At 42.4% G+C, this 26,978-nt stretch carries 24 protein-coding genes; 15 read left to right on the forward strand and 9 right to left on the reverse strand.

Features of this window, described 5'->3' with window-relative positions; translation table 11 throughout:
- Positions 1–75: 75 nt before the first annotated feature.
- Together galE and Q0993_RS10120 are read right to left on the reverse strand one after the other, a co-directional pair.
- Complete coding sequence (gene galE / locus Q0993_RS10115; RefSeq protein ID WP_299532450.1) at positions 76–1,092, reverse strand: UDP-glucose 4-epimerase GalE; 1,017 nt, start codon at positions 1,090–1,092, stop codon at positions 76–78.
- A 54-nt stretch (positions 1,093–1,146) separates the two neighbouring features.
- Positions 1,147–2,301, reverse strand: a complete 1,155-nt coding sequence (locus Q0993_RS10120) for a DegT/DnrJ/EryC1/StrS aminotransferase family protein (RefSeq protein WP_299532452.1) — start codon at positions 2,299–2,301, stop codon at positions 1,147–1,149.
- Between the two features lie 15 nt (positions 2,302–2,316).
- Between Q0993_RS10120 and Q0993_RS10125 the strand changes: the two genes are divergently transcribed.
- From Q0993_RS10125 to Q0993_RS10140, 4 genes are all read left to right on the forward strand, one after another.
- A complete protein-coding gene (locus Q0993_RS10125; protein ID WP_367279600.1) occupies positions 2,317–3,630 on the forward strand; it encodes a 3-deoxy-D-manno-octulosonic acid transferase in 1,314 nt (437 codons plus the stop codon).
- Between the two features lie 18 nt (positions 3,631–3,648).
- Entirely contained in the window at positions 3,649–3,885 is a 237-nt protein-coding gene (locus Q0993_RS10130) for a hypothetical protein (protein ID WP_299532454.1), read from the forward strand.
- Between the two features lie 58 nt (positions 3,886–3,943).
- Entirely contained in the window at positions 3,944–5,302 is a 1,359-nt protein-coding gene (locus Q0993_RS10135) for a sugar porter family MFS transporter (RefSeq protein WP_299532456.1), read from the forward strand.
- Between the two features lie 121 nt (positions 5,303–5,423).
- Positions 5,424–5,570 carry a hypothetical protein gene (locus Q0993_RS10140; RefSeq protein WP_299532458.1) on the forward strand — a complete coding sequence of 49 codons (147 nt, stop codon included), beginning with the start codon at positions 5,424–5,426 and terminating at the stop codon, positions 5,568–5,570.
- A gap of 142 nt (positions 5,571–5,712) precedes the next feature.
- Here Q0993_RS10140 and Q0993_RS10145 read toward each other — a convergent pair whose 3' ends face one another.
- The 5 genes from Q0993_RS10145 to Q0993_RS10165 form a co-directional block, all read right to left on the reverse strand.
- Entirely contained in the window at positions 5,713–6,408 is a 696-nt protein-coding gene (locus Q0993_RS10145; protein WP_299532461.1) for an ABC transporter ATP-binding protein, read from the reverse strand.
- A gap of 411 nt (positions 6,409–6,819) precedes the next feature.
- Entirely contained in the window at positions 6,820–7,170 is a 351-nt protein-coding gene (locus Q0993_RS10150; protein WP_299532463.1) for a hypothetical protein, read from the reverse strand.
- A gap of 92 nt (positions 7,171–7,262) precedes the next feature.
- Positions 7,263–7,712, reverse strand: a complete 450-nt coding sequence (locus Q0993_RS10155) for a DoxX family membrane protein (protein WP_299532465.1) — start codon at positions 7,710–7,712, stop codon at positions 7,263–7,265.
- Complete coding sequence (locus Q0993_RS10160; protein WP_299532467.1) at positions 7,712–8,350, reverse strand: HmuY family protein; 639 nt, start codon at positions 8,348–8,350, stop codon at positions 7,712–7,714. Before Q0993_RS10160 ends, Q0993_RS10155 begins: the two co-directional genes overlap by 1 nt.
- 11 nt (positions 8,351–8,361) lie before the next feature.
- Positions 8,362–10,455 carry a TonB-dependent receptor gene (locus Q0993_RS10165; RefSeq protein WP_299532470.1) on the reverse strand — a complete coding sequence of 698 codons (2,094 nt, stop codon included), beginning with the start codon at positions 10,453–10,455 and terminating at the stop codon, positions 8,362–8,364.
- A gap of 104 nt (positions 10,456–10,559) precedes the next feature.
- Here Q0993_RS10165 and Q0993_RS10170 point away from each other — a divergent pair, with 104 nt between their 5' ends.
- From Q0993_RS10170 to Q0993_RS10185, 4 genes are all read left to right on the forward strand, one after another.
- A complete protein-coding gene (locus tag Q0993_RS10170) occupies positions 10,560–11,489 on the forward strand; it encodes a DUF6607 family protein (protein ID WP_299532473.1) in 930 nt (309 codons plus the stop codon).
- A complete protein-coding gene (locus Q0993_RS10175) occupies positions 11,473–12,027 on the forward strand; it encodes an FMN-binding protein (RefSeq protein ID WP_299532476.1) in 555 nt (184 codons plus the stop codon). Before Q0993_RS10170 ends, Q0993_RS10175 begins: the two co-directional genes overlap by 17 nt.
- A complete protein-coding gene (locus Q0993_RS10180) occupies positions 12,024–12,380 on the forward strand; it encodes a hypothetical protein (protein WP_299532479.1) in 357 nt (118 codons plus the stop codon). The genes Q0993_RS10175 and Q0993_RS10180 overlap by 4 nt, the downstream gene beginning before the upstream one ends.
- Positions 12,381–12,441: 61 nt before the next feature.
- Entirely contained in the window at positions 12,442–12,933 is a 492-nt protein-coding gene (locus Q0993_RS10185; protein ID WP_299532482.1) for a hypothetical protein, read from the forward strand.
- Positions 12,934–13,250: 317 nt separating this feature from the next.
- Here Q0993_RS10185 and Q0993_RS10190 read toward each other — a convergent pair whose 3' ends face one another.
- Both Q0993_RS10190 and Q0993_RS10195 read right to left on the reverse strand, forming a co-directional pair.
- A complete protein-coding gene (locus Q0993_RS10190) occupies positions 13,251–15,035 on the reverse strand; it encodes a ribonucleoside-diphosphate reductase subunit alpha (RefSeq protein WP_299532485.1) in 1,785 nt (594 codons plus the stop codon).
- Positions 15,036–15,038: 3 nt separating this feature from the next.
- Complete coding sequence (locus tag Q0993_RS10195) at positions 15,039–16,313, reverse strand: ribonucleotide-diphosphate reductase subunit beta (RefSeq protein ID WP_299532488.1); 1,275 nt, start codon at positions 16,311–16,313, stop codon at positions 15,039–15,041.
- 821 nt (positions 16,314–17,134) lie between these two features.
- Here Q0993_RS10195 and Q0993_RS10200 point away from each other — a divergent pair.
- The 7 genes from Q0993_RS10200 (at position 17,135) to Q0993_RS10230 (ending at position 26,937) form a co-directional block, all read left to right on the forward strand.
- Complete coding sequence (locus tag Q0993_RS10200; protein WP_299532491.1) at positions 17,135–17,701, forward strand: sigma-70 family RNA polymerase sigma factor; 567 nt, start codon at positions 17,135–17,137, stop codon at positions 17,699–17,701.
- 304 nt (positions 17,702–18,005) lie between these two features.
- The gene (locus Q0993_RS10205) at positions 18,006–19,232 is read left to right on the forward strand and encodes an efflux RND transporter periplasmic adaptor subunit (protein WP_299532494.1); all 1,227 of its coding nucleotides are present in this window, start codon (positions 18,006–18,008) and stop codon (positions 19,230–19,232) included.
- Between the two features lie 106 nt (positions 19,233–19,338).
- Positions 19,339–22,521: an efflux RND transporter permease subunit gene (locus tag Q0993_RS10210; RefSeq protein ID WP_299532497.1), complete on the forward strand. Its 3,183-nt coding sequence runs from the start codon at positions 19,339–19,341 to the stop codon at positions 22,519–22,521.
- 93 nt (positions 22,522–22,614) lie between these two features.
- A complete protein-coding gene (locus tag Q0993_RS10215) occupies positions 22,615–24,084 on the forward strand; it encodes a TolC family protein (RefSeq protein WP_299532499.1) in 1,470 nt (489 codons plus the stop codon).
- 95 nt (positions 24,085–24,179) lie between these two features.
- On the forward strand, positions 24,180–25,082 hold the full coding sequence (locus Q0993_RS10220) for an AraC family transcriptional regulator (protein ID WP_299532502.1): 903 nt from the start codon (positions 24,180–24,182) through the stop codon (positions 25,080–25,082).
- Between the two features lie 109 nt (positions 25,083–25,191).
- A complete protein-coding gene (locus tag Q0993_RS10225) occupies positions 25,192–25,950 on the forward strand; it encodes an SDR family oxidoreductase (protein ID WP_299532505.1) in 759 nt (252 codons plus the stop codon).
- A 246-nt stretch (positions 25,951–26,196) separates the two neighbouring features.
- On the forward strand, positions 26,197–26,937 hold the full coding sequence (locus tag Q0993_RS10230) for a helix-turn-helix domain-containing protein (protein ID WP_367279601.1): 741 nt from the start codon (positions 26,197–26,199) through the stop codon (positions 26,935–26,937).
- Positions 26,938–26,978: the final 41 nt, after the last annotated feature.

Raw genomic sequence — 26,978 nt, forward strand, 5'->3', positions numbered from 1 at the left:
TTTAAGCAAATCTTGAGATAGCATAGAGCTATCCGGATTTATAACTCTACCACCGGAATCGTATGCCGCTATTATTTATGATCTTACCTTTTGCTCCCAGTCCCAGGCGGATTTCATGGCCTCATCCAGGGAAAATTTTGCTTGCCAACCCAAAACTTCGTTGGCCTTGGTAGTGTCTGCGTAGGCCGAGATGACATCTCCGGCCCTTCTCCCCACAATTTGGTAGTTCAGTTTTTTACTGGATACGCGTTCAAAACTTTGGATGACCTCTAGTACGGAGCTTCCCTTACCTGTACCCACATTAAACACCTCATAATTATCCCTATTTTTTCCTTCCAGTAGCCGTTGCAAGGCAACCACATGAGCCTTGGCGAGATCAACAACATAGATATAATCCCTGATACAGGTACCATCTTCGGTTGGATAGTCGTCTCCGAACACGGAAAGCTGTTCCCGAAGTCCCATTGCAGTTTGCGTAATGAAGGGAACCAAATTCTGTGGCACCCCGATAGGCAGTTCCCCGATTTCCGCACTGGAATGGGCACCCATTGGATTGAAATAGCGCAGGGAAATGGCCTTTAAACCAAGGGTTACCCTACAGGTATCCCGGATAATTTCCTCTCCAACCTGCTTGGTGTTTCCATAAGGCGATTCGGCCGGTTTTACCCGGGCATTTTCGGTAATGGGCATTTTGTCCGCCTGGCCATATACCGTACAGGAGGAGCTGAAAATAAAGCTCGATTTTCCCTTTTTGGTAAGTTCCTGTAAAAGGTATACCAAGGTGCCTAGGTTATTCTCATAGTAAAGTAGTGGGTTCTCGACACTTTCGCCCACCGCCTTGGAGGCTGCAAAATGGATTACCCCCTCTATATCTTGATGCTGTTTGAAAAAATCCTGTACTTTTTCTTTTTCCCGTAAATCCAGTTTTTCGAAAATCGGTGCCTTCCCCGTAATTGAGATAATACCTTGCAACACCTTCTCATCCGCGTTGGAACAGTTATCGATTATGACTACTTCAAAGCCTTCATTTTGGAGCTCCACAACGGTATGGGAACCAATAAAACCAAGACCTCCGGTTACAAGTATTTTCATGTATAGCGTTATTTAAAATTAGGGATTGTTATTCGTTCTTGGGGCCTGCAAAAATCAATCATTTACAAATTGAACGACGGAATCTGAAATATAGGCTATCTGTTCATCGTCCAATTCCGTATGCATGGGTAGGGAAATTACCTCCTGGACCAATTGATTGGTCACAGGGAAATCGGCTTCATTATAGCGTTCGTCGGCATAGGCCTTTTGTTTGTGAAGTGGAATCGGGTAATAAATGCCATGCGGTATTCCTTTTTCCACCATATGCTGGGCCAAGGCATCTCTTTTTCCATTCGTAATCCGCAATGTATACTGATGAAAAACATGACAATCACAGGCATCACAGATACCTTCACAATGGTTGATTGTTTTGGGAACAATGATATGTTCCTGATGCTCAAAGGCCTTGTTATATTTTCGTGCCGCTTCCCTTCTGGCATCGCAATACCCATCCAATTTGGGCAGTTTGGCCCTAAGCACGGCAGCTTGAATGGAATCTAAACGGGAGTTGACGCCTACCACATCATGGTGGTACCGTTTGTACATGCCATGATTGACCATGCCCCGGATGGTATGCGCCAAATCATCGTCATTGGTAAATAGAGCACCCCCATCCCCATAGGCTCCCAAATTTTTAGAGGGAAAAAATGAAGTACAACCCACATGCCCCATGGTACCGGCCTTTTGTTTTGCACCATTGGGAAAAATATAATTTGCTCCAATAGCTTGGGCATTGTCCTCTATGATATATAGGTTATGTTTTTCTGCTAATTTCAACAGGGCATCCATATTGGCACATTGACCAAACAGATGTACCGGTACAATGGCCTTTGTCTTTGGGGTGATCGCCCTTTCAACAGCTGCAATATCTATATTAAAGGAATCCTGTTCCACATCTACTAAAACAGGAGTCAACTGTAACAAGGCAATGACCTCCACTGTTGCGGCAAAAGTGAAATCTGCCGTAATAACCTCATCACCAGGCTGTAATCCCAAGCCCATCATTGCAATTTGGAGGGCATCGGTACCATTGGCACACGGAATAACGTGTTTTACACCCAGATAGTCTTCCAATTCTTTTTGAAAAGCATGTACCTCGGGGCCATTGATAAAGGCCGAACTTTCTAAAATTTGGGTAATGGAACTATTGATCTGTTCCTTGATGGACTGGTACTGACCGCCCAGGTCTACCATTTGAATCTTTCGCATGGAAACGGATTGAAAATGCAAAGGTACAAAAATAGCAACGCCAGCTTATGCATTTATGGAAAGAACCGTATTTTAGCCGTAAACGATTATCCGGTGTATTTTCTCTATAATCTTGCCCTTTATATTGTTTGGTTTTTTTTAGGGATAGCAGCAATTTTCCATCCCAAAATCCGGCTTTTTGTACAGGGTAGGAAACAGACTTTTGGTATCCTTAAAACATTGATCTCAAAACAGGACAAGGTTATTTGGATGCACGTGGCCTCTTTGGGGGAGTTTGAGCAGGGACTACCCCTATTGGAAAAACTGAAATCTTCATATCCCGATTCTAAAATCTTGGTAACTTTTTTTTCCCCTTCAGGCTATGAAGTAAAGAAGAATACCACGGCTGCCGACGTTGTTACTTATCTTCCATGGGACACCCAAAAAAATGTGAAACGTTTCCTGCGAATCGTCAATCCCCGGTTGGCCCTTTTCGTGAAGTATGAAATTTGGCCCAATTATTTGAAATTTTTGGCTAAAAGGGAAACCCCCACTCTTCTAATTTCCGCGATTTTTAAAAAAGAAAAAATATATTTTAAGGCCTATGGGGGATTCATGCGAAAAGCCCTAAGAACGTTCACCCATTTTTTTGTCCAGGAGGCACATTCAAAAAGCCTTTTAGGGTCCCTTGGTTTTGATAATGTTTCCGTAAGTGGTGATACCCGGTTCGATAGGGTATCGGAAATTTTAAAACAGGACAATCAGCTATCCTTTATGGAAGATTTCATAGGCACCGATCTTTGTTTTGTAGGGGGGAGTACTTGGCCCGAAGGTGAGAAAATCATAACCGAATTCATCAATACTTCGCAAAGGCCAATGAAGTATGTACTGGCCCCGCATAATATAAAGGAAAGTCATATCCAAAATCTAAAGAGGTCGATTCAAAAAAAGGTCATATTGTATTCGGAAATCAAGGAAAGGGACCTTTCTGGTTTTGAGGTGTTGGTAGTGGATACCATAGGCCTATTGGCCAAAATATACAGCTACGCGGATATGGCCTATGTAGGGGGCGGCTTTGCCACCGGCCTTCACAACACATTGGAACCGGCGGTATTCGGTATCCCTGTGGTCATAGGTCCGGAATACAAGGGTTTCAATGAAGCCGAGGAATTGGTGGCCCTTGGTGGAATTTTGGTTGTGGGCACCGCCATAGAGTTTTCCAACACACTTGATCGCCTTATTATGGACAGGGAATATCTAAATCAGATCGGGCAAATCAATGCTGCCTATGTTGGAGAAAAAAGGGGCGCGGGCGTCCAAATAATGGGTTACATCCGTAAATTACTTTGAATCCCATTGTGTTGACCCATGAAGTTTTCCCCAATTTTTATGCTCTTGGCCCTATCTTGCTTAGCCTTGTTTTCCTGTGGGGAGAACCTCGGGGAAAGAAGGAAATTGCATCCCGATGAACGGGCGAAACCCACAATCGAAAAACCGGACTCCCAAAAATCCGTACCCAAACCAACGCCCGATAGTATACTACAAAAAAAGAAAAAGTCCGATGCGCTAGACACGCTAAAACCGAGTGTTGCCACATTGGATTGATGTTCATAAACGGTTTGTTTTTTTTTGTTAGCTTTACCGAAATCGACAAACCGAACCTATGAATTCCAAGCTTTTTCGAATTTCTCTGACCGCGGCACTGTCCGGGTTTTTATTTGGTTTTGATACCGTAGTCATTAGCGGGGCCAACCTTCCCATTAAAGAACTTTGGAATACTTCGCCATGGTTCCATGGTACTTTTATAATGTCCATGGCCCTTTGGGGCACGGTTATCGGATCTCTATTTGGTGGCATTCCATGTGACCGTTTTGGACGAAAAAAGACCCTATTCTGGATAGGCGTACTTTACGCCGCTTCTGCATTGGGATCGGCCATAGCCCCGGACCCGTATACCTTCTCCTTTTTCAGGTTTATTGGAGGCTTGGGGGTAGGTGCTTCCTCGGTAGCGGCACCCATCTATATTTCAGAAATTTCATCTCCGGAAAATCGCGGAAAACTCGGGGCACTCTATCAATTCAACCTTGTACTGGGAATACTTGTTGCCTTTGTCTCCAATTACCTTTTGCAGGGCTTTGGCGGCTCCAACGATTGGCGATGGATGTTGGGCGTGGAGGCCATTCCGGCCGTTCTTTATACAATTATGGTCATAAAAATTCCCAATAGTCCCCGATGGCTGGCCATTACAAAAAAGGACGATGAAGGTGCTCTAAGGACCTTGAAACTCTTATTCGCCGAAGATGAAGCCCCAGCAAAGCTCCAGGAAATCAAGGAAAGTATCCCGGAGACCCGGACCGGGGAAAATCTTTTTTCAAGACAGTATAAAACCCCTTTGATGCTTGCCTTTCTCATTGCCTTTTTCAATCAATTATCGGGTATAAATTTTGTGTTATACTATGCTCCGGAAATCTTGGAAAGGGCAGGGCTCGCGGCACAGGAATCACTTTTCAGCTCCATTTCCATCGGAATCGTGAACCTGATATTCACTTTTGTAGGGGTTTGGTTAATCGATAGGCTGGGTAGAAAACAATTGATGAAAATAGGTTCCGTGGGCTATATCGTAAGCCTTGCCATGGTAGGATGGTGCTTTTACAGTGGAGCCAGTTCTGGATTGCTCTTAACTTTTGTGCTTATCTTCATCGCTTCCCACGCTGTTGGGCAAGGGGCGGTAATCTGGGTTTTTATCTCCGAAATTTTTCCAAATAAGGTAAGGGCTTTTGGCCAGTCCTGGGGAACAGGTACCCATTGGGTATTTGCAGCGCTTATCACCTTGTTGACCCCTATTTTTCTGGATGCCGAAAAGGGTATCTTTAAAGACAATCCATGGCCCATTTTCATTTTCTTCTCAGGAATGATGGTCCTACAATTGATCTTTGTGCTATTTATGATGCCGGAGACCAAAGGGGTTTCCCTTGAGGAATTGAGCTCAAAACTGAGCGGTAGCAAAAACAGTGATGAATAATAGGGCCTAATACCCTTTACCGATTAAACAAACCGTATACCGAAGGAATATACTAAAGGCAGCGCAATTGGTCGAAATACTCTTCTAAAACCTTGGTCTTTAGGCAATTATTCTGTACATTGTGATAAATAAACTAATCATGGAAGAGGAAATCACTTTTGGCGTTAGGGTCTTGAACGGCTTCCTCAGTGTAATGGTGGTAGTTTTGGTTGCCATCCTCTTAACTGTAGTTGTCTGCCTAATTCTGGCAGCCCTTGGATTCTTTTAGACCCACAAGTTCAATTTCCCCAAACTTAAGACTTCCCTATGAATTGTTTATGTATTGATTTTGACAAAAGCCAAAAAGCCATTCAAATTTGAAGGGCTTTTTATTCTACTTTTTTTGGAATAGGAAAGGATGCCAAGCCCTTTTAGACCAATGCACCTATGGCCCTATTGTGGTTTTCGGCTACGATTTGACCATCGAACAAATTAATGACCCGATGCGCATAATGGGAGTCCCGATCCGAGTGGGTTACCATAACTATTGTGGTATCCTCTTGATTCAGTTCAGTCAAGAGATTCATAACCTCGATACCATTTTTGGAATCCAGATTACCGGTAGGCTCATCCGCCAATATCAATTTCGGATTGGTCACCACGGCCCTTGAAATTGCAACCCGCTGTTGCTGGCCCCCGGATAATTGGTGTGGAAAATGTTTTTCGCGATGGCCGATTTTCATCCGTTCCAGGACGTTCATCACTTTTTCACGGCGTTCGGCTTTCTTCATCTTTAGATAAATAAGCGGGAGTTCCACATTTTCGAATACCGTTAGTTCATCGATAAGGTTGAAACTCTGAAAAACAAAGCCCAAATTCCCCTTACGTAGTTCGGTGCGTTGGCGTTCCTTAAGCCCACTTACTTCATTACCGGCAAATTGATAACTCCCCTCGGTAGGGTTGTCCAACATACCGATAATGTTGAGCAGTGTAGATTTTCCACAACCGGAAGGTCCCATAATGGCCGCAAACTCGCCATCTTCAATTTTCATGTTTACATTGTTTAAGGCCAAGGTCTCCACTTCCTCGGTCCTAAAGCTCTTTCTTAGATTCTGAATCTGTATCATTTTTTGATTGATTGATGTGATTGAACTGCAGTTCCTATAAGTAAAGACTTCGTTTTTTCGATTTAGTGACAGTTTTATCCATTTTTTTTCTTTGGGCCCATGCCGCTGAACCTATTACCAAGGTTTTTCCCCTATGATACAGGTAAAGGGCGGTACTACTCTAGCTGCCTAATCGACATTTGGATAAAAAAAGAAAAGCGTAATACGGGTTCGTCCAATCGATCGCAAGAAACGAGGTAACCCAATGCTAAAATTCAATTCCGCCATTATCGAAGGTACCTCGGGCTTGAACAAATCGAAAAAAATGTTTATGTATCCGGAATGGTCTAGACGAAAAATCCATTATTCATAGTAGTGCATGGGCTTAAACCTTCCAATGAAAGTCTAGCCATGGTTTTGGTCATATCTCGGTTAATTTCCTGGTTTAACGCGGTTTTCCTTTAAGGTAGCATCCATGTCCAGGATAAACTGCGTACCTCGGATAAGGTCTTCCAACAAAAAAAGGATGCGTTCGTTTACCTTAAGGTTGATATCCATTAGGGGATTGGCACACCATATTCTGTTGCAGCAATCTCCGTCGCACTCCGGACATGCACATGATGACCCATGGGACTTGAGAACAATTTTGAGAAGATGGTCCAAATCTGATCGGGACATGAATAGGCCCACAGTATCAATGACCAATTGGATGTCACAGGAAGGATTCGGACTATGCAGAAGTTTATAAGTAACGCCGTAATCATTTTCGTATAATAGTTCCATAGTGTGTCATTCGTTTTGTCGATTTCGATGAACCAAATCAAAAAAGGCCGGAGACCAAACCTAACAAATCCCCGGCCCAAACTAACTCAAACTCAAATCGGTTTTATCCATAGTAGATGTTTCCATTTATCCTTTTCCTTGAGTACCAAAAGGATATTGATAAGGAATAACCCTCCTGTTTGCAAAAGTTCCCTCACCTCATTGGATTCCAGGAATACATGGAACAAAAAGATGTGTAATGTTATAGGTAAGAGAAATAGGGCGCCGACCAGACTGGTTCCCTGAAGCAACAACAATAGACCGAACAACAATTCACAAATACCTAAAACTTGCCAGAAATATCCAGTCTGTTTTGCCCCGCTGATATATAATATTTTTTGTAACGTATTTTCCTTTTCGGGCGTCATGAACTTTTCGGCTTTTTCCACCACTTCGATTGGCGAAGGCAAAGGTTTTTGGAATTTTTGCAGGCCTCCATAAAGCATCATTCCCCCTAGGACCAGGCGAAGAACGATAAACAGTATTTTAATCGGTCTTCCCATTATTCCAGAGTAGTTTGTCCCTCGTTGGGATTATATACGTAATTGAAGGTATAAAAACGGGCCTCGTCGGCCATGCCATCAGGTTCGGCAGGTGCGTCCCTATAGTAACTTAATATCTCTACTTTGGCATATTTTCCGTCATGGGTCCTAATAACCAAAATCCGTCCTGGAATGGGGGAAATTAGATTTACTGGAAAAGGAGTATAGTTATACCATCCATTGTCGCTTCCCGTAGGGATAGCAAAACCACTTTGGGAATCTTGTGCAAAGGTATAACTTGCAGCATCCGTAATACTTGCAAAAGTACCCGTAGCTATAAAGGCCCCGGCATTGCCATTTCTTTCAGGTTCATCGTTAGTACCCGTAACGGCCCCACCATTAACGGCTATGGTTGTGCCCCTAAAGGCAATGTCCCATTCCGTTTCGCTCGTTGTGACTTCACCGGTCGAAAAACTAAACTTTGTAAACGGACCGCCAATAGGGTCGGGGCTAGGCTGTCCTCCGGTCTGTGGCGCAGGAATGTTGGCCGCTGTTTCACTCTCCACGGCCAGGGGCTCCGGGCCGTTATCATCATCGCTACATGAAACAAACGTAAAGGCGACAAAAAGCATCGTACAAAATTTAATCATAGCTCTCATAGGAATTGTTTTTAGAATTGAAAATTAATTTTAGTAAATAACTGTATTCCGGCAAGGCCGGGTATATTCTCCTCATCCTTATAGTCAAACAGGTTGTTTGCCCCCAATTGTAAGGTGTATTTTTTCGAAAAGGTTTTGTTCAATGTTAAATTGGTAAGGGCGTAGCCATCGACGAAGGTCGTGTCAAAATCGTCTAAAATCCCATTGCCGTTACCATCGAAAAGCCCGTATTTGCTCCTATAATTTACCCGGAGGTTGATATTCAAATCCCATTGCGGCACATCATAGAATACCTTGAAGTTGGCGGTGTGCCTGGAACGGTTGACGAGCCCAAAATAATCGGAGTTATCCAAAGCTACGGTCTGTAGTGTTCGGGGGTCGCGCGCAAATACCTCGCCCCGTTCCAAAGCCACCTTTTTTTCCTTATCCTTGGCATATAGTAATTGATAGCCAGCGACAATGGTCAGTCGTTTATTTGGACTATAACTGGCATCCATTTCAAGACCGCTAGTATAAATCCGGTCAAAATTGGCATAGCTGAATACATTTTGTCCATTGGTCCGCCTTGCAATGGCCCTAGTATCGATTAGATTTTTAAAATCGTTTCTAAAAAAATTAAGGTTCACCTTTACATTGCCATACACATATCCTGCACCCAAATTGTACCCGATGGAACTTTCCGCTTCCAAAGGTTCTTCCAATTCGGAAAGGTCAAACAGGATTTCGGTCAATTGTCCCTGTGTTTCCAATTCCTGGACCTTTTCCACGGCAACATTATAACCCAATACCGTATAACCAACCGCGGAATTGGTAAAATCAAAATACAATTGCCTAAAATCGGGAGCTTTAAAGCCATAACCGATGGAACCTTTTAGTGAAATAGCGTTGCTCAATTGAAAATTTGCCGATGCCTTTGGGCTAAATTGGGACTGGTATTCACTATGGTTGTCAAAACGTGCGCCAAGGATCAGGTTTAGCTTTTCCCATGGGAAAAAATCATATTGGGTAAAGGCATATTGTGAATCGAAGACCACTTTTTCATCAAAAAATGTACGATTTAGGTTTTCATGATTATAACCCACCCCAGAAGTAAGTGCATGTTTGGGTTTAAATGTATAGGTGGCCCTAATCTCGGGTCTTAAAAGATTTTGGTCAAAATTGCTTTGGCTGAAAACGTCATCAGTAATAGGGCTTTGCAAGATTTCGGACGCCTTGTAGTTGGTAAAGTAAAACTCGTATTCCAAGGCCCATTTTTCGCCGGCCTTATGATTAAACCTTAGGTGGGCATTGGTTTCGTCAATATCACTATCCCCTTCAAATAGTTCACCATCAACAAATAGATCCGCCTGTTGCTGTTGTTGATAATATCGGCCGGAAGCGAATAGTTTTAACCGCTCTGAAAAATCATAAAATACCTGACCGTTGAACGTATAATTATTAAATGGAGGAACCGTTTGTCCTTGGGCCATAGGTTGCAAATCATAACCATCACTGTGCAAGGTATTGGCAAAGAATGAATAGCCCAGTTTATTCAATTTTTGGCTCAAGTTAATATTGGCATCATGAGTATTAAACGAGGCGAACCTATAGGAGACATCACCGTGCAAGTCCGCATCTTTAGGAGTCTCCGTAATGATATTGATAACCCCACCAAGTGCTTCGGAACCATATAGACTGGAAGAGGGCCCCTTAACCACCTCTATTTGTTTTATGTTCCCTATGGTGAGCCTGCTCAAATCCAAATTGCCGGAGGACCTTCCCACCAGAGGTACTCCATTGATCAGAATGAGAACGTAATCCGAGGCGATACCCTGAATCTGCACCCCATCAAATCCGCTTTCATCGGCAACCGTGATAATTCCGGTTTGCTCGTTAAGGATTTCATCCAAGCGGATGACCCCGGTTTTTTGTAATTGTGTTTTGGAAATTAAGGTAACGGGCAAAGGCAGGGAAGATAGCTGTCTCAGCGTTCGGGTCGCCGTAACGATTACCTCGTCCAAATCCTCAACTAGTACGGAATCATTTTCCACGGTCAGATCCTGGCTAAAAATTGAAGCTCCCAGAAGCCCAGTAAAAACAAGGGTTAAAACCTTATTTAGATCCATTCCACATAAATATTTTGACAAATATATAAGTTATTTTTAATCAATCTAAATAAAAATATTATTTTTGGAGTAGAATTTTAAGCTATCAATTAAAACCTATGATTATGAAAAATTTAGCACTTGTCGGATTATTTTTCGTTATGTTCAGTCTCCCGATCCTTGCCCAGGAAAACAAAAAACAGCAGGACATGAAGTCCATAAAGGATATGTGCGGTTGCTATGAGATCAAGTTTATGTATACGGAGACTTTTGCCCCGGAAATCGATTATGAAAAACATCATGATTATACGGCCGCCGCTCTGGAATGGGCCGAACTCATAGAGGACAAAAACGACAAATTATCGATACAGCACATTTTAGTAGTCAATGATACCATGGTGGTAAAACACTGGCGACAAGACTGGGAGTACGAAAACCGGAATGTTTTTTATTATGATAAGGATAATACGTGGAAATTTAAAAGGCTCCCGGCAGAAGCAGTAAAAGGGCAATGGACACAAAAGGTTTTTCAGGTAGATGACAGTCCTAGATATTCTGGGTCGGCCACCTGGGTCCATTTAGATGGCAAACACTATTGGGAAAGCAAGACCGATGCACCCCTTCCTAGAAGGGAATACAGCAAAAGAAAGGACTACAACGTGATGCTCCGTGGCAACCGACAGGAAATTACCGATTATGGCTGGATACACGAACAGGACAATGACAAGATAATTCGGGAAGATGGTAAGGAAGATGTACTACTGGCACAGGAGAAAGGCTATAATGTATATACCAAGGTAGCCGACGAGAAATGTAAACTTGCCCAGGATTGGTGGAAATCCAACCATAAATTCTGGAGCAAGGTCCGCAATTCTTGGAGTGAGGTATATGACAATAGACAGGGAGAATTGACCTTGAACAAAGCGGTAGACGGAAAACCTCTATTCATGCATTTTTATCCGTTGGAAAAAGAGAGAGCCAAAACGAAAGATATCGGTGAAGTCATTCAAAAATTCGTTGCCGATAAATCCATAAAGAATGTACAAGGCAAATAAATCCATTTGTTCGGTAATCGTATTTTTGGTCGCTATTCTATTATATTCATTTTCCGAGGCTCAAATTTCTCCTAGGTTGCAAAAGAAGATAGATGCTGCGATTCATTCGACCTATGGAATTGAAGCCTTTGAATTGAGGAAAATAAACGTGGAGGTCGAATTAAAGGATACGCTGCCCTTATTGCTGAATGGTGACTCTCTTTTCGAAATCATACAGGACACCAATGTAATCGGCTACCTATATCTAGGAGAAGCACCTAGTATGAAACAAATGTTCGATTACATTGTTATGTTCGATCCCGACTTGATCGTAAAAAAATCAAAGGTGTTGATTTATCGCGAAGATTATGGACAACAAATCGGAAGCCAAAGATGGTTAAAACAGTTCAACGGGCTCTCCAGCATCGATGTTCCCATATACGGAGAAAACATTGATGCAATCTCTGGGGCGACTATTTCCGCCTCCAATATGACAAAGGCTATGGCCGATGCCTTAAAAAGTATAGCCTTATTAAAAAAGGAACAACTATTGCCATGAACGATAAACAAGATATCCATCCTATTTACCACAATCCTTTCGGTGTGGCCTTTCAATGGAAAAAGAACGATGTAAAGGATACCAACAAGGTACAATTGGTCTTTCGAGATACGGGCCTATTGCTTTCGAGAAAGGAATTAACGGATTTTCAAAAAAGCATTAAATGCACTATAAAGAGTAGTACCCTTTGTAAGAATTGTCCACAAGATGAATCACGTAGGGCGCTCTTATTGGACACGCCGGCACCTCAGGTAACACTAGCAGTGAGTCCAAAAGAGTTGAATGTCGTTGATGACCTGGTGGAAGGGACACTGTTTCAATTGCAGTTGGACCATCTACTATATGGATCATAAGAGTGCGGTATATACACCCTTTCATTTCAAAAACCTATTTTAAGTAAGCAGAACGGGCTAAATGAAATTCTATCGATCTATTCAACATTTCCCAAAAGAGATGAAGATTCTCACGGGCATTTTTTTGGTGGTTCTTAGTATTGGATTCTTGTCGGCCTTACGATTCGTTTCCGTAACTACCGAGGCAGGTCCCAAGGGTATTCAGGAAAACTATCTGGGTAATGAGGAAGACCTCGAAGCAGAAGAAATGAAGTTTAAAAAAAATGAAAAACAGCTCCTCAATATTGTCCATAGCCATATTCTGTCCATGGCGCTTATCTTTTTTATTTTGGCCCTTTTAGTGACGACAACCCCGATAAAGGGATTTATTAGACAATTTCTTTTGTTTGAGCCCCTACTTTCCGTATTGACCACTTTTGGGGGAATTTATTTTTTATGGAATGGTATTTTATGGATGAAATATGTGGTGGTGATTTCCGGTGGTTTGATGACAATTTCCTTTGTACTTTCCGTTGTTATGATCTTTTATTGGTTATTCAAAACGAATGCTTGACTTTTTAAAAGATACCGGCTTTTTACATTGGTAATTTTGCACCTTCATGGACCTAAGTCCAACTTCTTCTACGGCTACGTCACGTTTTCCATAGAATTATTAGGAGTGTTTTTCAATTTTGACTTGAAACATTCCCTAAATTGTAGAAATCAAGGTCTCTTTCCCGGCATTTTAGGACAAAGGATTTTTTCTATGAACCTTGGAAGAAGTTTCCATTCTCTCTCAAATATCCTACTTTACGCAAAGATTCTTTTAGGAATCGACGTCTGCGACACCTGGACTTTTAAGACCTATATCCCTTGCGGTACAACTACAAGCTATGCCTCACAACTAGTACATGCTTTTTTCTGCTTAAACTTTTGGGCAGCATTCATACTATGCTGATAATAAAGGGACTTTAAGCCGAGCTTCCAAGCCGTAACGTGAATTTTATTGATATCCTTTGTGGGCATATCTGGGTGCACGATTATGTTTACGGATTGCCCTTGATCTATGTATTGCTGTCTCGCAGCAGCCTGGTAGATAATATCCAATTGATCCAATTCGGAATAGGTTTTGAACACATCTTTTTCCTCTTTGCTCAAAAAGTCGAGGTGCTGCACCGAGCCATCATGATCCCGTATACTCTTCCATATCTCCGGAACATCTTTCCCCTTCTGTTTCAATAAATGGGTCAGGAACGGATTTTTTATGGTAGTCTTTAGTTTTGCGATGTCCTTTACGTAAACATTGGACCATATGGGCTCTATTCCTTGGGAAACCTGTCCTAGGATAAAGGCTGAAGAGGTAGTCGGGGCAATCGCGTTTAAGGTTGCATTTCTTCTACCGTAGCCCTTCAATAACTCAGGTTCTCCAAAACGTGCCGCCAATTCTTCTGAAGCTCTATAGGAGCGCTCTTTTAAGGTCTTGAAAATTTCGTTGTTTAGGTTAAAGGCCTCCTGACTCTCGAATGCTATCATTTTGGACTGAAGCAATGAATGCCAGCCCAATGCCCCTAGACCTAAGGCACGATTTGCCTTGGCAAAATTGTAGGCACGTTCCATAAACAAAAAGGTTTGCCGATCATCTCGGTCCTGTGAATCGCGATACCTTTCCAATTTTTCTAGGAATTCCGTTATCACAGCATCCAGAAAATACACCATGGTCTCAACGGCATCGGTATCCTTCCACTTATCATAATGGAGTAGATTAACACTGGAAAGCACACATACAAATGACCAATCGTCATTGGAAGGTAGCATTATCTCTGTACACAGATTACTGGCGTAAATAGGATGGTGTTTGTCTTTATAGACGTCGGCCGCGTTCTTATTGGCATTGTCCGAGAAGAAAATGTAGGGATAACCCATTTCACCCCTTCGCTGCAGAACTTTGGCCCAAATGGTTCTCTTTTCCCGATCGCCATCGATCATATCCCGCATCCACTGGCTCGTAACAGTTACGCCATGGGTTAATTGCTGAATGGGGTTTCCCTCCGTACCAATTTCCAAAAACTCCAAAACATCACTATGCTCAATAGGTAAATATGGCGAAAAACGGCCCCTTCTTACTGATCCCTGACTCACGACATCGACCATGGATTCAAAGAGTTGCATGATATGTACGGCACCCGAAGCCTCACCATTATTCTTTACCGGGGCTCCGCGATGTCTAATTTTACCAAAATACCCTGAAGTGCCACCTCCCAATTTGGACATCATGCCAACCTCGGACTGGGTATAAAGGATATTGCCCATATCATCATCAATATGGGACCCAAAACAACTTATAGGCAGCCCGCGTTCCTTTCCAAAGTTGGACCAAACCGGGGAAGCCAATGAGAAAAACCCTTCGGACATATAATTGTAGAACTTATCCGAATATCCAGGCAACCTCAAAATTTGCTCGGCCCTATCGGCTATCTCACGTATACGGGCTTCTGGTGTGGTACCTTTGGTCAAATAGCCGGAAGACATAAATTTTCGACTATTTTCATTAAGCCAGGAAAAGCCCTCCGCGCTTTCTTTCAGTTTGGCCAGGGTCTCCTTTCTGGAATTTACCAATTGACTGCTCTGCGCAGCGGTTTTTGTTTGGGTCGCACCTATTTCAGTTGTATTTTGCATTTTTTAAAATAAATCGTCGCTGGTTATACTTTGGGTTCTTTTGCTATAGTTGATGGAGCGCTTAACGAAAAAATCCCCGTGTTTTGTTCCAATGATTTCATCGTCAAACCATTCCGTTTGAGCCAGTAAGGCGTTATCTACTTCGAAGATGGTATTGATACCAATACTTTCCAGTGAATTATTGAAGCGGTTTTTGATGAATTCGTTTACCACAGCTTTGGGCAAGAAATCCAATTCACCATCCTCAAAAATCCAATCCACGATCAAGCTTTCGGCGTCAAATGCTTTTTGACACATCTTTTGGATAGCTTCGTGGTATTCCGAAGTGAACCATTCCGGGTGTTCTTCCCTTAATATGTTAATGATATCTATTCCGAAATCCCCATGAATCTGTTCCTCTTTGGAAGTAGCCTCTACCACATTGGATATACCTTTAAGCATATTCTTGTGTTTGTTGAAGGCCATTATGATCAGAAATTGGGAGAATAGCGAAACGTGTTCTATAAAGAGGGAGAAAAGTAAAATTGATTCTGCATATTCCTTATTGCTATCGCTCTTGGCATTCTTCAAGGCGGTTTCCAGATATTGTATCCGTTTCATAATTATGGGCTTCTTCTTGAGATCTTTGAACTCTTCATTTAGCCCCAAAATTTCAAGAAGATGGGAATAGGCGTCATGATGTCTCACCTCACTTTCGGCAAATGTGGCTCCCACTGAACCGATTTCCGGTTTTGGCATGCGATGGTATAAATCGCCCCAGAAAGTCTTAACCGCAACCTCAATCTGCGAAATGGCCAACATGGTATTTTTTATGGCATTACGTTCCACAGAGGTCAATCTTGATTTGAAATCCTGAACGTCACTTGTAAAATTGAATTCGGTGTGGATCCAATACGAATGACGAATGGCCGGCACATACTCATAGAGTTGTGGATATTCATAAGGTTTAAGATTGATACGTTTTTCAAAAATATTGGACCTACGGTTTCTAGCCTGCTCATTTCGATATATGATATAGGCCTTGGCAACGTCCTTGAACTCGCTCAACATTAATTTCTGCTCCACCACATCCTGCACTTCCTCTACTGTTGGCATATAATCTCCATCCTGTTTTTTTCGCTCTAAAAGAACTTCATAAACTTGAAGGGCAATGGTTTGGGCGTCTTGGGCATGGCCATGTTCAACCGCGGTCATAGCCTTTAGGACGGCATTCGTAATCTTATGTAAATCAAAGGATTGGGCACTAAAATCCCTTTTGGTAATCTGGGTAATTTCCATAAATAACAAGAATTAGATTGGAATGATTCTAAAGAATAACCCTGTAAAATTCATCATTTCTTTACCTTGATTTTACATGGACAAGTTTTGATTCTCAACAATTTTATTAACAGTTTTGTCTTCATATCGATTATCCCCTGATGTCCAAAACTTTAGCCTAAAGAGTACATTTTTGTGAAAAGACGAAAAGCTCAAGTATTTTTCAATCCCCGTTTTCTTCTTGAAAGATTTTGAAGATATCTTGTAACCGGCGATACGATTTTTCAAATTGCGAGTTACGAATTAGTGGAAGCAAGAAAAAAATCAGTTTAAAATATGGACATAGTCAATTTCAGATGCGCTCCTGCATCCGTGAAGTATATGGTACTGCGGAAGACCTGCAACTACCTACTTGTTAATTCCAAATGAAAGTTGTTGAAGCAAAGATGAAAGAGTCATACGAGAATTTAAAATAAATGAGTTCAGTCATCAATAGCGATGGTATCCCAACCTCCAGGAATTGATCTCAAATCCGGACGAAGATGGGATACGAAAAAAATTGGGAATTTAAAAAAGCCTCTCCTGGGAAAGAAGTCCATCACTTTTGTCCAATACATTTTAAAAACACGGGGCGAGCAAGTTCCTTAAGCCCATTAAAGCGATAATTATAGGTCTTTAAAGTATCCTTTTTCAAATTTTTTTGTCTACTTTATAGTAAATCATAAAAATTTCATGATGAAAGGAAATTGTACCTGTACCAAATGTAAGTGTATGAATTGTGAATGTTCAAGTTGTTCGCCTAAAAGCTGTACTTGCAAAATTTGCGACTGCTCAAAATGTGCATGCTGCAATTAAATCGTAATCAACCCATTGCCCAAGTAAGATTTCCACGTATGGATTTGTCCACTTCAAAAGTTTGGGAGGATTTTTACACGGACCTCTATTTTTTTACCTTGAGAAGGGTAAAAAACAAGGATGTAACGAACGATATCCTTCAAAACAGCTTTATAAAGATTCACCGTAACTTGAATAAGCTGCAACAACCGAACAAGGTTAGGCAATGGGTTTTTCAAATTACCCGTAATGAAATTGCAAACTTTCATAAAGGCAACAAAACCCATGCTAAACCCCTCGATGTAAATGAAACAACTAAGGATTTTCTGTGCTGTTTCGATAGATTTGTTGAAGAGTTACCTGAAATATATAAAGCAGTTATTTTACCCGTTTACTTTCAAGGAAAGAAACAGGCTGAAGTTGCCAAGGACTTGGGAATTTCCCTCCCTAACCTCAAAGCAAGGATACGAAGGGCCAAGCACATTCTAAAGGAACGGTTCACGAGTTGTTGCAAATATGTCAGCAACGAAAAAGGTCAATTGATTGGAGAACCGGATTGCGCAATTTGTAATTAGATACGGAATGCATCGGTCACCAGGCCTAGGATGTTTTCAACAGTCTCAAACAACTGTTGAATTTTTCCCTTTTTGAATGCACCTCATTTAAGGTTATTCCCAAGTCTTGCATTTTCTAAAGGGTTCATTAATGGGAATAGTTGGAATTCCCTGAGTGAACAAAACCAATGACATTTCGATATAAAAAATCTCTTTTCTTACATTTTGGTCATTTACACTTTGATTTTGGTTAACCCATAGGGGTATAGTCGAGATACATTTGTACTGTAAAATTTAAACAACTATAAAATTTAAATACAGTACGATGAAAACAATCAGCTTAAAAACAGCAAAATTCCATGCCAAGGTCTACATGATCTTCGCCATGATGATCGGCGTAATGGCCATAATTATCTTTTCAGCTTTCGAAAAGAAAGAAGAAGAAGAAATTGCTCAGAATGAACCCCAAGGACTTCCGGTGGAGGTATCCTATCCCATATTCGAAAAAATAACCGAATGGGATGAGTACACCGGTCGTTTTGAGGCCAGTAACCGCGTTGAGGTCCGTGCACGGGTAAGCGGTTACATTGAGGACGTAAGCTTTAAGGATGGTCAATCCGTAAACAAAGGAGATGTTCTATTTACCATTGACCAAAGACCCTTTAAAATTGCCTTGAACCAAGCAAGGGCCAGTTATGGGCAAGCCAAAGCAAGATTGACTATTGCTCAGGACAATTATGACCGTGTACAATCACTACGGGAATCCGGCGCAGTTTCAGCGGAGGAATATGATAGCCGTAAACAAGCTCTAGCAGGCGCCAAAGCCTCATTGCAATTGGCACAGGCCTCAGTAGACAATGCTAGATTAAACCTCGAATTCACCAAAGTAAAGGCGCCCATTTCGGGACGTGTTAGCCGTGATATGGTCAACGAGGGGAATTTAATCGATGGAGGGTCTTCCAATTCGACCTTGTTGACAACCATAGTTGCCACAAGTCCCATTCATTTTTATTTCAGGGGAAGTGAGTCCGATTACTTGAAGTATTCCCGTTTGGCCCAAAATGGCGAAAGAGGTTCTTCACGTTCAACCGCCAATCCAGTCTTTTTAAAACTTCAGGATGAAGATGAATATGTACATGAAGCGGTTATGGACTTTGTTGATAACGAAATTGACAGAAGTACCGGAACCATTGAAGGTAGGGCCACACTGGAAAACAAGGATGGCTTAATAGAACCCGGTATGTTCGGTAAAGCCAGATTACTAGGTAGTTCAGAGCACGAGGCCATCCTAATCCCTGATGAGATTATAGGGACAAATCAATCGGTACGTTTCGTATATGTGGTAGCTGAGGACAATACCGTCAACACGAAGAACATAGAACTCGGTCCTTTGCATACGAATGGATTGCGAATCGTTAGAAACGGATTATCTCCCAAAGACCTGCTCATTACCAATAACATCCAGAAAATCCGACCTGGCGTTGCGGTAAGTCCGGTTGAAACATCTTTAACGAATAATAACGATGCTCTAGCCTTTAGCGAAGCAGAATAATCAACCCTAACATATTACATCCCTTTTCTCTCTCTATTGCTTTGAATTAACAGCAAAAATGAGAGAGACTGGGATACCCTTGTCCAACACTAAAAAAATAGAAATCATGAAATTCAGTCACATTTTTATCCAAAGACCCATATTCGCAGCGGTGCTCAGCATCTTGATCGTAATCGTGGGAGGATTGGCATACGTTTCCTTGCCAGTATCACAATTTCCCGATGTTGCACCACCAACCGTTCAAGTAGTAGCCGCATATCCCGGGGCTAACGCCCAAACCCTTTCAGAAACCGTTGCCACTCCCCTGGAACAGGAAATCAACGGTGTTGAGGGAATGATTTACATGACCTCCCAATCTTCTGCGGATGGCTTGGTTACCCTTCAGGTAGCCTTTGAACTAGGAACTGATTTGGACCGCGCCCAAGTCCAGGTACAGAACAGGGTGGCCATAGCCGAACCTCGATTACCGGAATCAGTCCGTAGGTTGGGAATTACCACCAACAAGGTATCCCCTGATATTTTATTGGTGGTAAATATGTATTCTCCCAATAAAACCTATGACCAGACTTACATTGGCAACTATGCTACTTTGCAGATGATCGATCAAATAGCCCGTATCAAGGGGGTTGGCGACATCCAAATCTTTGGTGCCGCTGAATATGCCATGCGCATTTGGTTAGATCCCGATAGAATTGCCAATTTGGATATGACCGCGGGCGAAGTGGTAGCGGCCCTAAGGGCACAGAACGTTCAAATTGCCAGTGGTACCCTAAACACTCTACCGTCCGGAAGCCAATCCGCTTTTGAAATCAATATCCAGACCCAAGGAAAACTGGTTACTCAAGAGCAGTTCGAGAATATCATCATAAAAGCAGAGGAAAACGGTCGAATCGTTCAGCTCAAAGACGTCGGTCGTGTGGAGTTGGGCGCCCAAAACTATGCCACCAAAGGGTATTTGGGAAAAGACCCGGCCATTGCCATGCCCATCTACCAACAGCCTGGTGGCAATGCACTTGAAACTGCCGCAGCCATCCAAGATAAAGTAGCGGAGCTTTCAGAGAATTTTCCTGAGGACCTGGAATACAAAATTGCCTATAACCCCACAGAATTTGTACAAAAATCAGTTGACGAGGTATACCATACCATTTTTGAGGCGATTTTACTTGTTGTATTCGTAATACTGCTCTTCTTGCAATCTTGGCGGGCAGCGATAATCCCCATCTTGGCCATCCCCGTCTCCTTAATCGGAACATTTGCCGTAATGCAGGGGTTGGGATTCTCCTTGAACAACCTCACCTTATTCGGATTGGTATTGGCCATTGGTATTGTGGTTGACGATGCCATCGTAGTGGTAGAAAACATGGAACGCTACCTGGCCCAGGGGCTATCTCCAAAAGAGGCGGCGCGCAAGACCATGGATGAAGTCGGTGGTGCCTTGGTCGCTATTGGATTGGTACTTATTGCAGTATTCATCCCTACAACATTTCTTGAGGGGATATCCGGGCAGTTCTACAAACAATTTGGGTTGACCATTGCAGTAGCAACAGCTATCTCAGTTTTTGTATCGCTTACCTTAAGTCCTGCATTGGCCGCATTATTAATGCGTCATGAAGCTCATGACGAACAGAAAAGAACACCTTGGTTATTACGGCCTTTCAAATTTGTAGGTGACGGTTTCAATCGATTCATGGATGGATTGTCCATTCGATATGGGAAGGCTGTTAGCAAATTGGTCAGAACCGGGTCTATGGTAATGTTAATCTATGGAGGACTTATTGCTCTTACCGGCTTTGAGTTCAATAGGGTTCCCAGTGGATTTGTGCCTGCCATGGATCAACAATATTTTATTACGGCAATTCAACTGCCCCCAGGCTCTTCATTAAGCAGAACGGATAAAGTGGTACAAGATGCTATAGACACCCTATTGGAGGTTGACGGGGTTGCCAATACAGTATCCTTTACCGGTTTCGATGGGGCATCCTTTACCAATGCCTCCAATGCCGCGGCGATTTTCGTTACGCTGGAGGACTTTGATATAAGAACCCAAAAAGGAATTGGTTATGAGGATTTGCTGGGTACCCTCCGGGCAAAAATGGCAGAGGTTGATGACGCTTTTGTAGTAGTTATCCCTCCCCCATCTGTCCGTGGTATTGGTAACGCAGGTGGATTTCGAATGATGGTCCAGGATAGGGCCAATCTAGGTAACGAAACCTTATTGAATGCCACCTATGAGCTAGCTGCCGCTGCCAATCAGGACACTAAACTTAATAGTGTGTTTACATTCTTCAATAACCAGACTCCACAATTGTATCTGGATATTGACCGTGTAAAAGCAGAACAATTGGGTATCGATGTCGCTGAGGTATTTCAATCCTTGGAAGTGTATCTAGGGTCGGCTTTTGTGAACGAATTCAACTATTTGGGAAGAACCTACCAGGTAACTGCCCAAGCAGATGCCCCCAATAGGTTGACACCGGATGACATTTCGCGAATTAAAGTGAGAAACCAAAATGGAGACATGGTGCCATTAGGAACCATCAGCACCCAAAAAGACATCGCCGGACCCAATAGAATTCCAAGATTCAACCTATATCCATCCGCATCTTTGGTCGGGGACATTGCGCCAGGCTACAGCACAGGACAGGCTTTGGATAGAATGGAAGAATTGGCCGCCGACATTTTGCCCCAAGGGATTTCTTTTGAGTGGACCGAAATGGCCTATCAGCAAAAACAAACGGGAAATACCGCGGGAATCGCCTTCCTTCTCGCCGTGGTCTTTGTATTCTTGCTTTTGGCCGCCCAGTTTGAAAGTTTGGTTCTTCCATTGGCCGTTATCTTTATTGTACCAATGGTACTTTTATCGGCCATGATAGGTATCGACCTAGCAGGATTGGACAACAACATTATGGTGCAAATTGGTTTGGTGGTTCTTGTAGGTCTTGCCAGTAAAAATGCCATCTTAATTGTGGAGTTCGCAAAACAGTTAGAGGACCAGGGGAATGATTTGAGAACGGCCGTCATCGAAGCTTCCAAATTACGCTTACGTCCTATTTTAATGACCGCCATGGCCTTTATTCTGGGAGTAGTACCCTTGGCCATTGCGACCGGTGCCGGTGCCGAACTAAGAAATGCCTTGGGCATTGCAGTTTTCAGCGGAATGCTCGGGGTTACTGTATTCGGAATTTTCTTGACACCGGTGTTCTATTATCTAGGAAGAAAATGGACCACCAAAACCAAAAAGATCGATGCAACTGACACAACACGTCATCAAATCCAAGCAGCACTCTAACATATTAGATTTTGGTCAAAAGATGGGTGTTTTTGGTTACCCCGGAACACCCATTCGGACCGAACTTTGAGAACGAATAAAAAAATAGAAATCATGAAAAATCTAACACTAATAACAGTACTATCCCTAATACTGGTTTCCTGTGGAATTACCAAAAGGGATTTTGAAGTCAACCCAAAAACTGAAGTTGATGAAAATTACCTGGAAAATGTAACTGACCATGCCGCTTTTGAAGAATCACAAGGTCAAATAGTAACCGAATGGTGGTCAGAATTTAACGATCCCGTTCTGGATACCTTGATCCAAAAAGCACAACGGCACAATTTGGACATCAATGCAGCTATTGCCAACTTCCATGCTTCACGTGCGGTATTGAAAGGGACAAAATTGGACCGATTGCCAACAGTAACCGCGAATGGCAATGTTACCCGAACCCGTTTGGGCGAAAATATTTTTGTTCCCGGGGCCAATCCTACATTCACCACCTACAATGGAAGTTTTGATGCGTTCTGGGAAACGGATGTGTTTGGCAGGGTCTCCAATAGAATTAAAGGCGCTTATGCCAGTCAGCAATCTGCGCTTGCCGATGTGCAAGGGGTATATGTGAGCATTTTTGCAGAAGTGGCCCGAAACTATATGGAATTCCGTGGCGCCCAGTACCAATTGGACATTGCACAACGTAACTTGAGCGGACAGCAAGCCACCTATGACTTGACAGTTCGGTTAAAGGATGCCGGAACAAGCAATAGTTTGGATGTTTCCCGTGCCTTGGCGCAGTTGGAGAATACGCGTGCCACCATTCCCCCATTAAAGGCCAGAATTGCGGCACTAAAAAACAGCTTGAGCGTTTTAATCGGGGAGGTCCCCGGAAATTTGGACGGAACCGTCATAAACAAAAAGCCGCTGCCTAGTCTACCACTTTCTGTGAGCCTGGGAAACATTACCGATTTATTACGAAGACGTCCTGATGTAAAACAAGTGGAAGCCCAATTACAAGAGCAAATAGCGCGTTATAATCTTTCCGTGGCGGAACTTTATCCCAATATTCAATTTGGGGGATCTATAGGTTTCTCTGCAGTAGATTTCTCCAACTTCGGAAGTAACCCATCCTTTACCTGGAGCATTATCCCGAACGTAAGTTGGGCCGCTTTTAATCTAGGTCGAGTGAAACAACAAATCAATCAGAACGATGCCTTGACGCTAGCTGCTCTGCAATATTACGAAAAGACCGTTTTAGAAGCACTGGAGGAAATCAGCACGGCGATGACCAATTATACCAACGAACTGGAACGTAGGGAAACCTTACGAAAATCCTCGATTGCCAGCGCCGAGGCGGCCGGAATTGCAAAAAGACGATTTAATGCGGGCTTGGATAGTTTTATAGATTACCTCAGTGCGGACAACACACTGTTGTTGGCAGAAAATCAATTGGCCATTAGCGAGATTGCTTCCGCCACATCCCTGATAGCCATTTACAAAGCCCTAGGAGGAGGATGGGAAATCATTTCGGAGGAAAAATTGGATAAACAATTTAAGAGTATGAAATTAGCAGAATCCAAATAACAACACACAACGGTTTTGGTGTTGGATAGAACGGCGACCTTTCAGTAATGGAGGTCGCTGTTTTTATTTAAAATGAAGTATTTTTATTAAAAACTATGTCCTCCCAGAAAATATATCATTCCATATCGGAATTTTTCAATTCCATTAATTTGGAAATTGAACAGGATTTTGATTTTACCATTCACAGTCTAGACAAACTCCATGGGGAGAAGGCCATTTCATCCCCCTTTTTTAGGACAAATTACGTAGCCTTCTTGCTCATAGCATCGGGCAAGGGACATTATACCATAGATGAGCATTGGTTTGAATTAAAACCGAGATCCTTTTACTTCACACTTCCTGGACATTTAAAATCATTCACCATTGAGGAAAACTGGCAGGGGTATATGCTAACATTTTCCATGGAGTTTTTACGGTCCAACTATCCTGGCAATGTCGATCAGGATTTTCCATTTTTACTAAAGGAAACCGTTCCCGTGATGTATCTTCGCCAGCAGGATTACCAGAGGATTAACAGGTTATGCGAGGTATTCATTCAAGAGTACAATGGAAATTCCACGTTTAAAAAAAGAATAGTGGCCAACCAATTGGTTACCTTTCTATTCCAAACCAAAGAATTACTACTGTCCCACCAAGCAACTATTTCTTTGGCAAACCGCCCAACGGAAATTGCAAAATCTTTTCAGGCTGCATTGAATAAGAACCTTTTGGATATTACAAAAGGTAATGCGGAATACATCTGGAACGTGCAGGACTATGCCAACAAACTTACAATGCACCCCAATTACTTGAGTACAATCATTAAATCCCAAACAGGCAAAACGGTGAAACAATGGATCGATGAACGAATCATTTCCGAGGCAAAATCCCTATTGAACAATACGGACCTGTCCGTTGCTCAAATTACCTACCGCCTAACTTTTGAAGATCCCTCCAATTTTTCCAGGTTTTTCAAGAAAAAAACAGGACTTACTCCTGCAAAATACCGTACTTCTTAGAAAGTGACCATAAAACCTTAAAAAGTGACCTAATACGGCCCTGCCCTTTATTGGAGATTTGTAGTGTATTTAAAAAACAAATCATTATTCACTTTAAAATCTTAGTAAAATGGAAACTTTAAATCAAACGTTAAAAGGAAAGGTAGCAATCGTAACAGGCGCGTCCAAAAATTTGGGTGCGGAAACCGCTTATTACTTAGGAAATGTTGGAGCTAACGTCATTGTACATTACTTCAGTGACAATAGCAAGGAAGAAGCATCCCAAGTTGTGGGAAAAATAAAGTCTTCAGGAAGCGATGCCAAACTGGTACAGGCCGACTTAAGAAGGGTATCGGAAATAAAACGTCTATTTGATGAAACTGAAAACACTTTTGGCAAAGTAGACATTGTAGTAAACACCGCAGGGACCATGCTCAAAAAACCCGCCTCCGAGGTTACCGAAGAAGAATATGACCAAATGTTCAACATCCACGCCAAATCTGCCTTTTTTGTCCTTGGCGAGGCAGCCAAGCGTGTAAAAGATGGTGGACGTATCGTAAACATCTCTACCACACTTACCTCGGTCACCACTGGTTTTTACTCTGTATATGCGGGCGCCAAAGCCGCCTCTGAGCAATTTGTGAAAATGGTGGCCAAGGAAATCGGTTCCAGGGGAATCACGGTAAACTCCATAGCGCCCGGACCATTGAATACCTCTTTCTTCTACCCTGTGGAAAATGAACATTCGGTTGATTTTTTAAAACACATGTCCGTACAGAACCGATTGGGGGAAATCTCCGACGTGTTGCCCGCCATTCAATTTTTGACCAGTCCTGAAGCGGGTTGGGTAACCGCTCAATCCATTCGAGTAAATGGAGGCATGTTTTAAACTTTTTGAGACTCGATAAAAAAAGCAACTTCCATACAATGGAGGTTGCTTTTTTTATGCCAAAAGTAATATCTTGCCGCAGTGAAAATTGATGGTATCCATACTCTATCTACAATTCAGGAGTACTTTGACTTCATCAATTTCAAATGCCCTGTTTTCAATGGTTTTGCTATCGGGAGATTAGAGGAATCTGCAAAGGTGATCCCCCAGGTAATGCCTCCGTACCGCAAGCGATTTTTCAAAATCATGCTCATATTAAGTGGTGAAATCGATATGCGCAACAATGACAACGAAGGACATTTGAAAACCAATACGTTGTTCTTTTCAGGCGAGGGACATATTCAATCTTGGGAAAGTATCGCCCCTATGAGCGGATTTGTCCTTTATTTCACCTCGGATTTTTATGCGACGGTTCACAAGAAGAATAAGCTGCACTCTGATTTTCCCTTTTTTACACAAAATGCTTCCATGAACATAGCCATTTCCGAAAAAGAGAGTGAGCACTTAAAACGCACTTGTGAAAACATCGTTACCCTATCCGAACAACCCTTATCCAACAAAGAGGACATTTTTCGTTCCTATTTGAACATTGTATTGCTGGAATCGAAGAATTTATATGAGGAAAAAATAGGTACCAATGCTGTAGTGCAAGATTCGGATAAACGCATTCTTAATAGGTACAACCAGCTGATCGAGCAACAGTATGGCACTACCAAGGAAGATGTGCTCAAAACCGTTCAAGAATTTGCGGATGGCCTATCCATACATCCTACGCACTTGAATTATGTGGTGAAAAGTCTTACCGGTAATACCGCATTGCAGCTGGTTCACAATAGAAAACTTCAAGAAGCCAAATCACTCTTATTCCAAACTTCCAAAACGGTAAGCGAAATTGCCTACGACCTCCACTTTGATAATCCCACCCATTTTGTTCGCTTTGTAAAGAAGAAAACCGGTAAGACGCCTCTTCAATTGCGCAATACTTAAAATTGGTCATTTCGTCTTGTTAATTGGTTTATTCCGCGGCT

The sequence above is a fragment of the Ulvibacterium sp. genome (genome assembly GCF_028285715.1).
GTDB lineage: Bacteria > Bacteroidota > Bacteroidia > Flavobacteriales > Flavobacteriaceae > Ulvibacterium.

Coding starts and splice junctions, on each gene's coding strand:
- galE (WP_299532450.1), bottom strand. CDS start 1,092: ATGAAAATACTTGTAACCGGAGGTCTTGGTTTTATTGGTTCCCATACC.
- Q0993_RS10120 (WP_299532452.1), bottom strand. CDS start 2,301: ATGCGAAAGATTCAAATGGTAGACCTGGGCGGTCAGTACCAGTCCATC.
- Q0993_RS10125 (WP_367279600.1), top strand. CDS start 2,317: ATGCAAAGGTACAAAAATAGCAACGCCAGCTTATGCATTTATGGAAAG.
- Q0993_RS10130 (WP_299532454.1), top strand. CDS start 3,649: ATGAAGTTTTCCCCAATTTTTATGCTCTTGGCCCTATCTTGCTTAGCC.
- Q0993_RS10135 (WP_299532456.1), top strand. CDS start 3,944: ATGAATTCCAAGCTTTTTCGAATTTCTCTGACCGCGGCACTGTCCGGG.
- Q0993_RS10145 (WP_299532461.1), bottom strand. CDS start 6,408: ATGATACAGATTCAGAATCTAAGAAAGAGCTTTAGGACCGAGGAAGTG.
- Q0993_RS10150 (WP_299532463.1), bottom strand. CDS start 7,170: ATGGAACTATTATACGAAAATGATTACGGCGTTACTTATAAACTTCTG.
- Q0993_RS10155 (WP_299532465.1), bottom strand. CDS start 7,712: ATGGGAAGACCGATTAAAATACTGTTTATCGTTCTTCGCCTGGTCCTA.
- Q0993_RS10160 (WP_299532467.1), bottom strand. CDS start 8,350: ATGAGAGCTATGATTAAATTTTGTACGATGCTTTTTGTCGCCTTTACG.
- Q0993_RS10165 (WP_299532470.1), bottom strand. CDS start 10,455: ATGGATCTAAATAAGGTTTTAACCCTTGTTTTTACTGGGCTTCTGGGA.
- Q0993_RS10170 (WP_299532473.1), top strand. CDS start 10,560: ATGAAAAATTTAGCACTTGTCGGATTATTTTTCGTTATGTTCAGTCTC.
- Q0993_RS10175 (WP_299532476.1), top strand. CDS start 11,473: ATGTACAAGGCAAATAAATCCATTTGTTCGGTAATCGTATTTTTGGTC.
- Q0993_RS10180 (WP_299532479.1), top strand. CDS start 12,024: ATGAACGATAAACAAGATATCCATCCTATTTACCACAATCCTTTCGGT.
- Q0993_RS10185 (WP_299532482.1), top strand. CDS start 12,442: ATGAAATTCTATCGATCTATTCAACATTTCCCAAAAGAGATGAAGATT.
- Q0993_RS10190 (WP_299532485.1), bottom strand. CDS start 15,035: ATGCAAAATACAACTGAAATAGGTGCGACCCAAACAAAAACCGCTGCG.
- Q0993_RS10195 (WP_299532488.1), bottom strand. CDS start 16,313: ATGGAAATTACCCAGATTACCAAAAGGGATTTTAGTGCCCAATCCTTT.
- Q0993_RS10200 (WP_299532491.1), top strand. CDS start 17,135: ATGCTGCAATTAAATCGTAATCAACCCATTGCCCAAGTAAGATTTCCA.
- Q0993_RS10205 (WP_299532494.1), top strand. CDS start 18,006: ATGAAAACAATCAGCTTAAAAACAGCAAAATTCCATGCCAAGGTCTAC.
- Q0993_RS10210 (WP_299532497.1), top strand. CDS start 19,339: ATGAAATTCAGTCACATTTTTATCCAAAGACCCATATTCGCAGCGGTG.
- Q0993_RS10215 (WP_299532499.1), top strand. CDS start 22,615: ATGAAAAATCTAACACTAATAACAGTACTATCCCTAATACTGGTTTCC.
- Q0993_RS10220 (WP_299532502.1), top strand. CDS start 24,180: ATGTCCTCCCAGAAAATATATCATTCCATATCGGAATTTTTCAATTCC.
- Q0993_RS10225 (WP_299532505.1), top strand. CDS start 25,192: ATGGAAACTTTAAATCAAACGTTAAAAGGAAAGGTAGCAATCGTAACA.
- Q0993_RS10230 (WP_367279601.1), top strand. CDS start 26,197: ATGCTCATATTAAGTGGTGAAATCGATATGCGCAACAATGACAACGAA.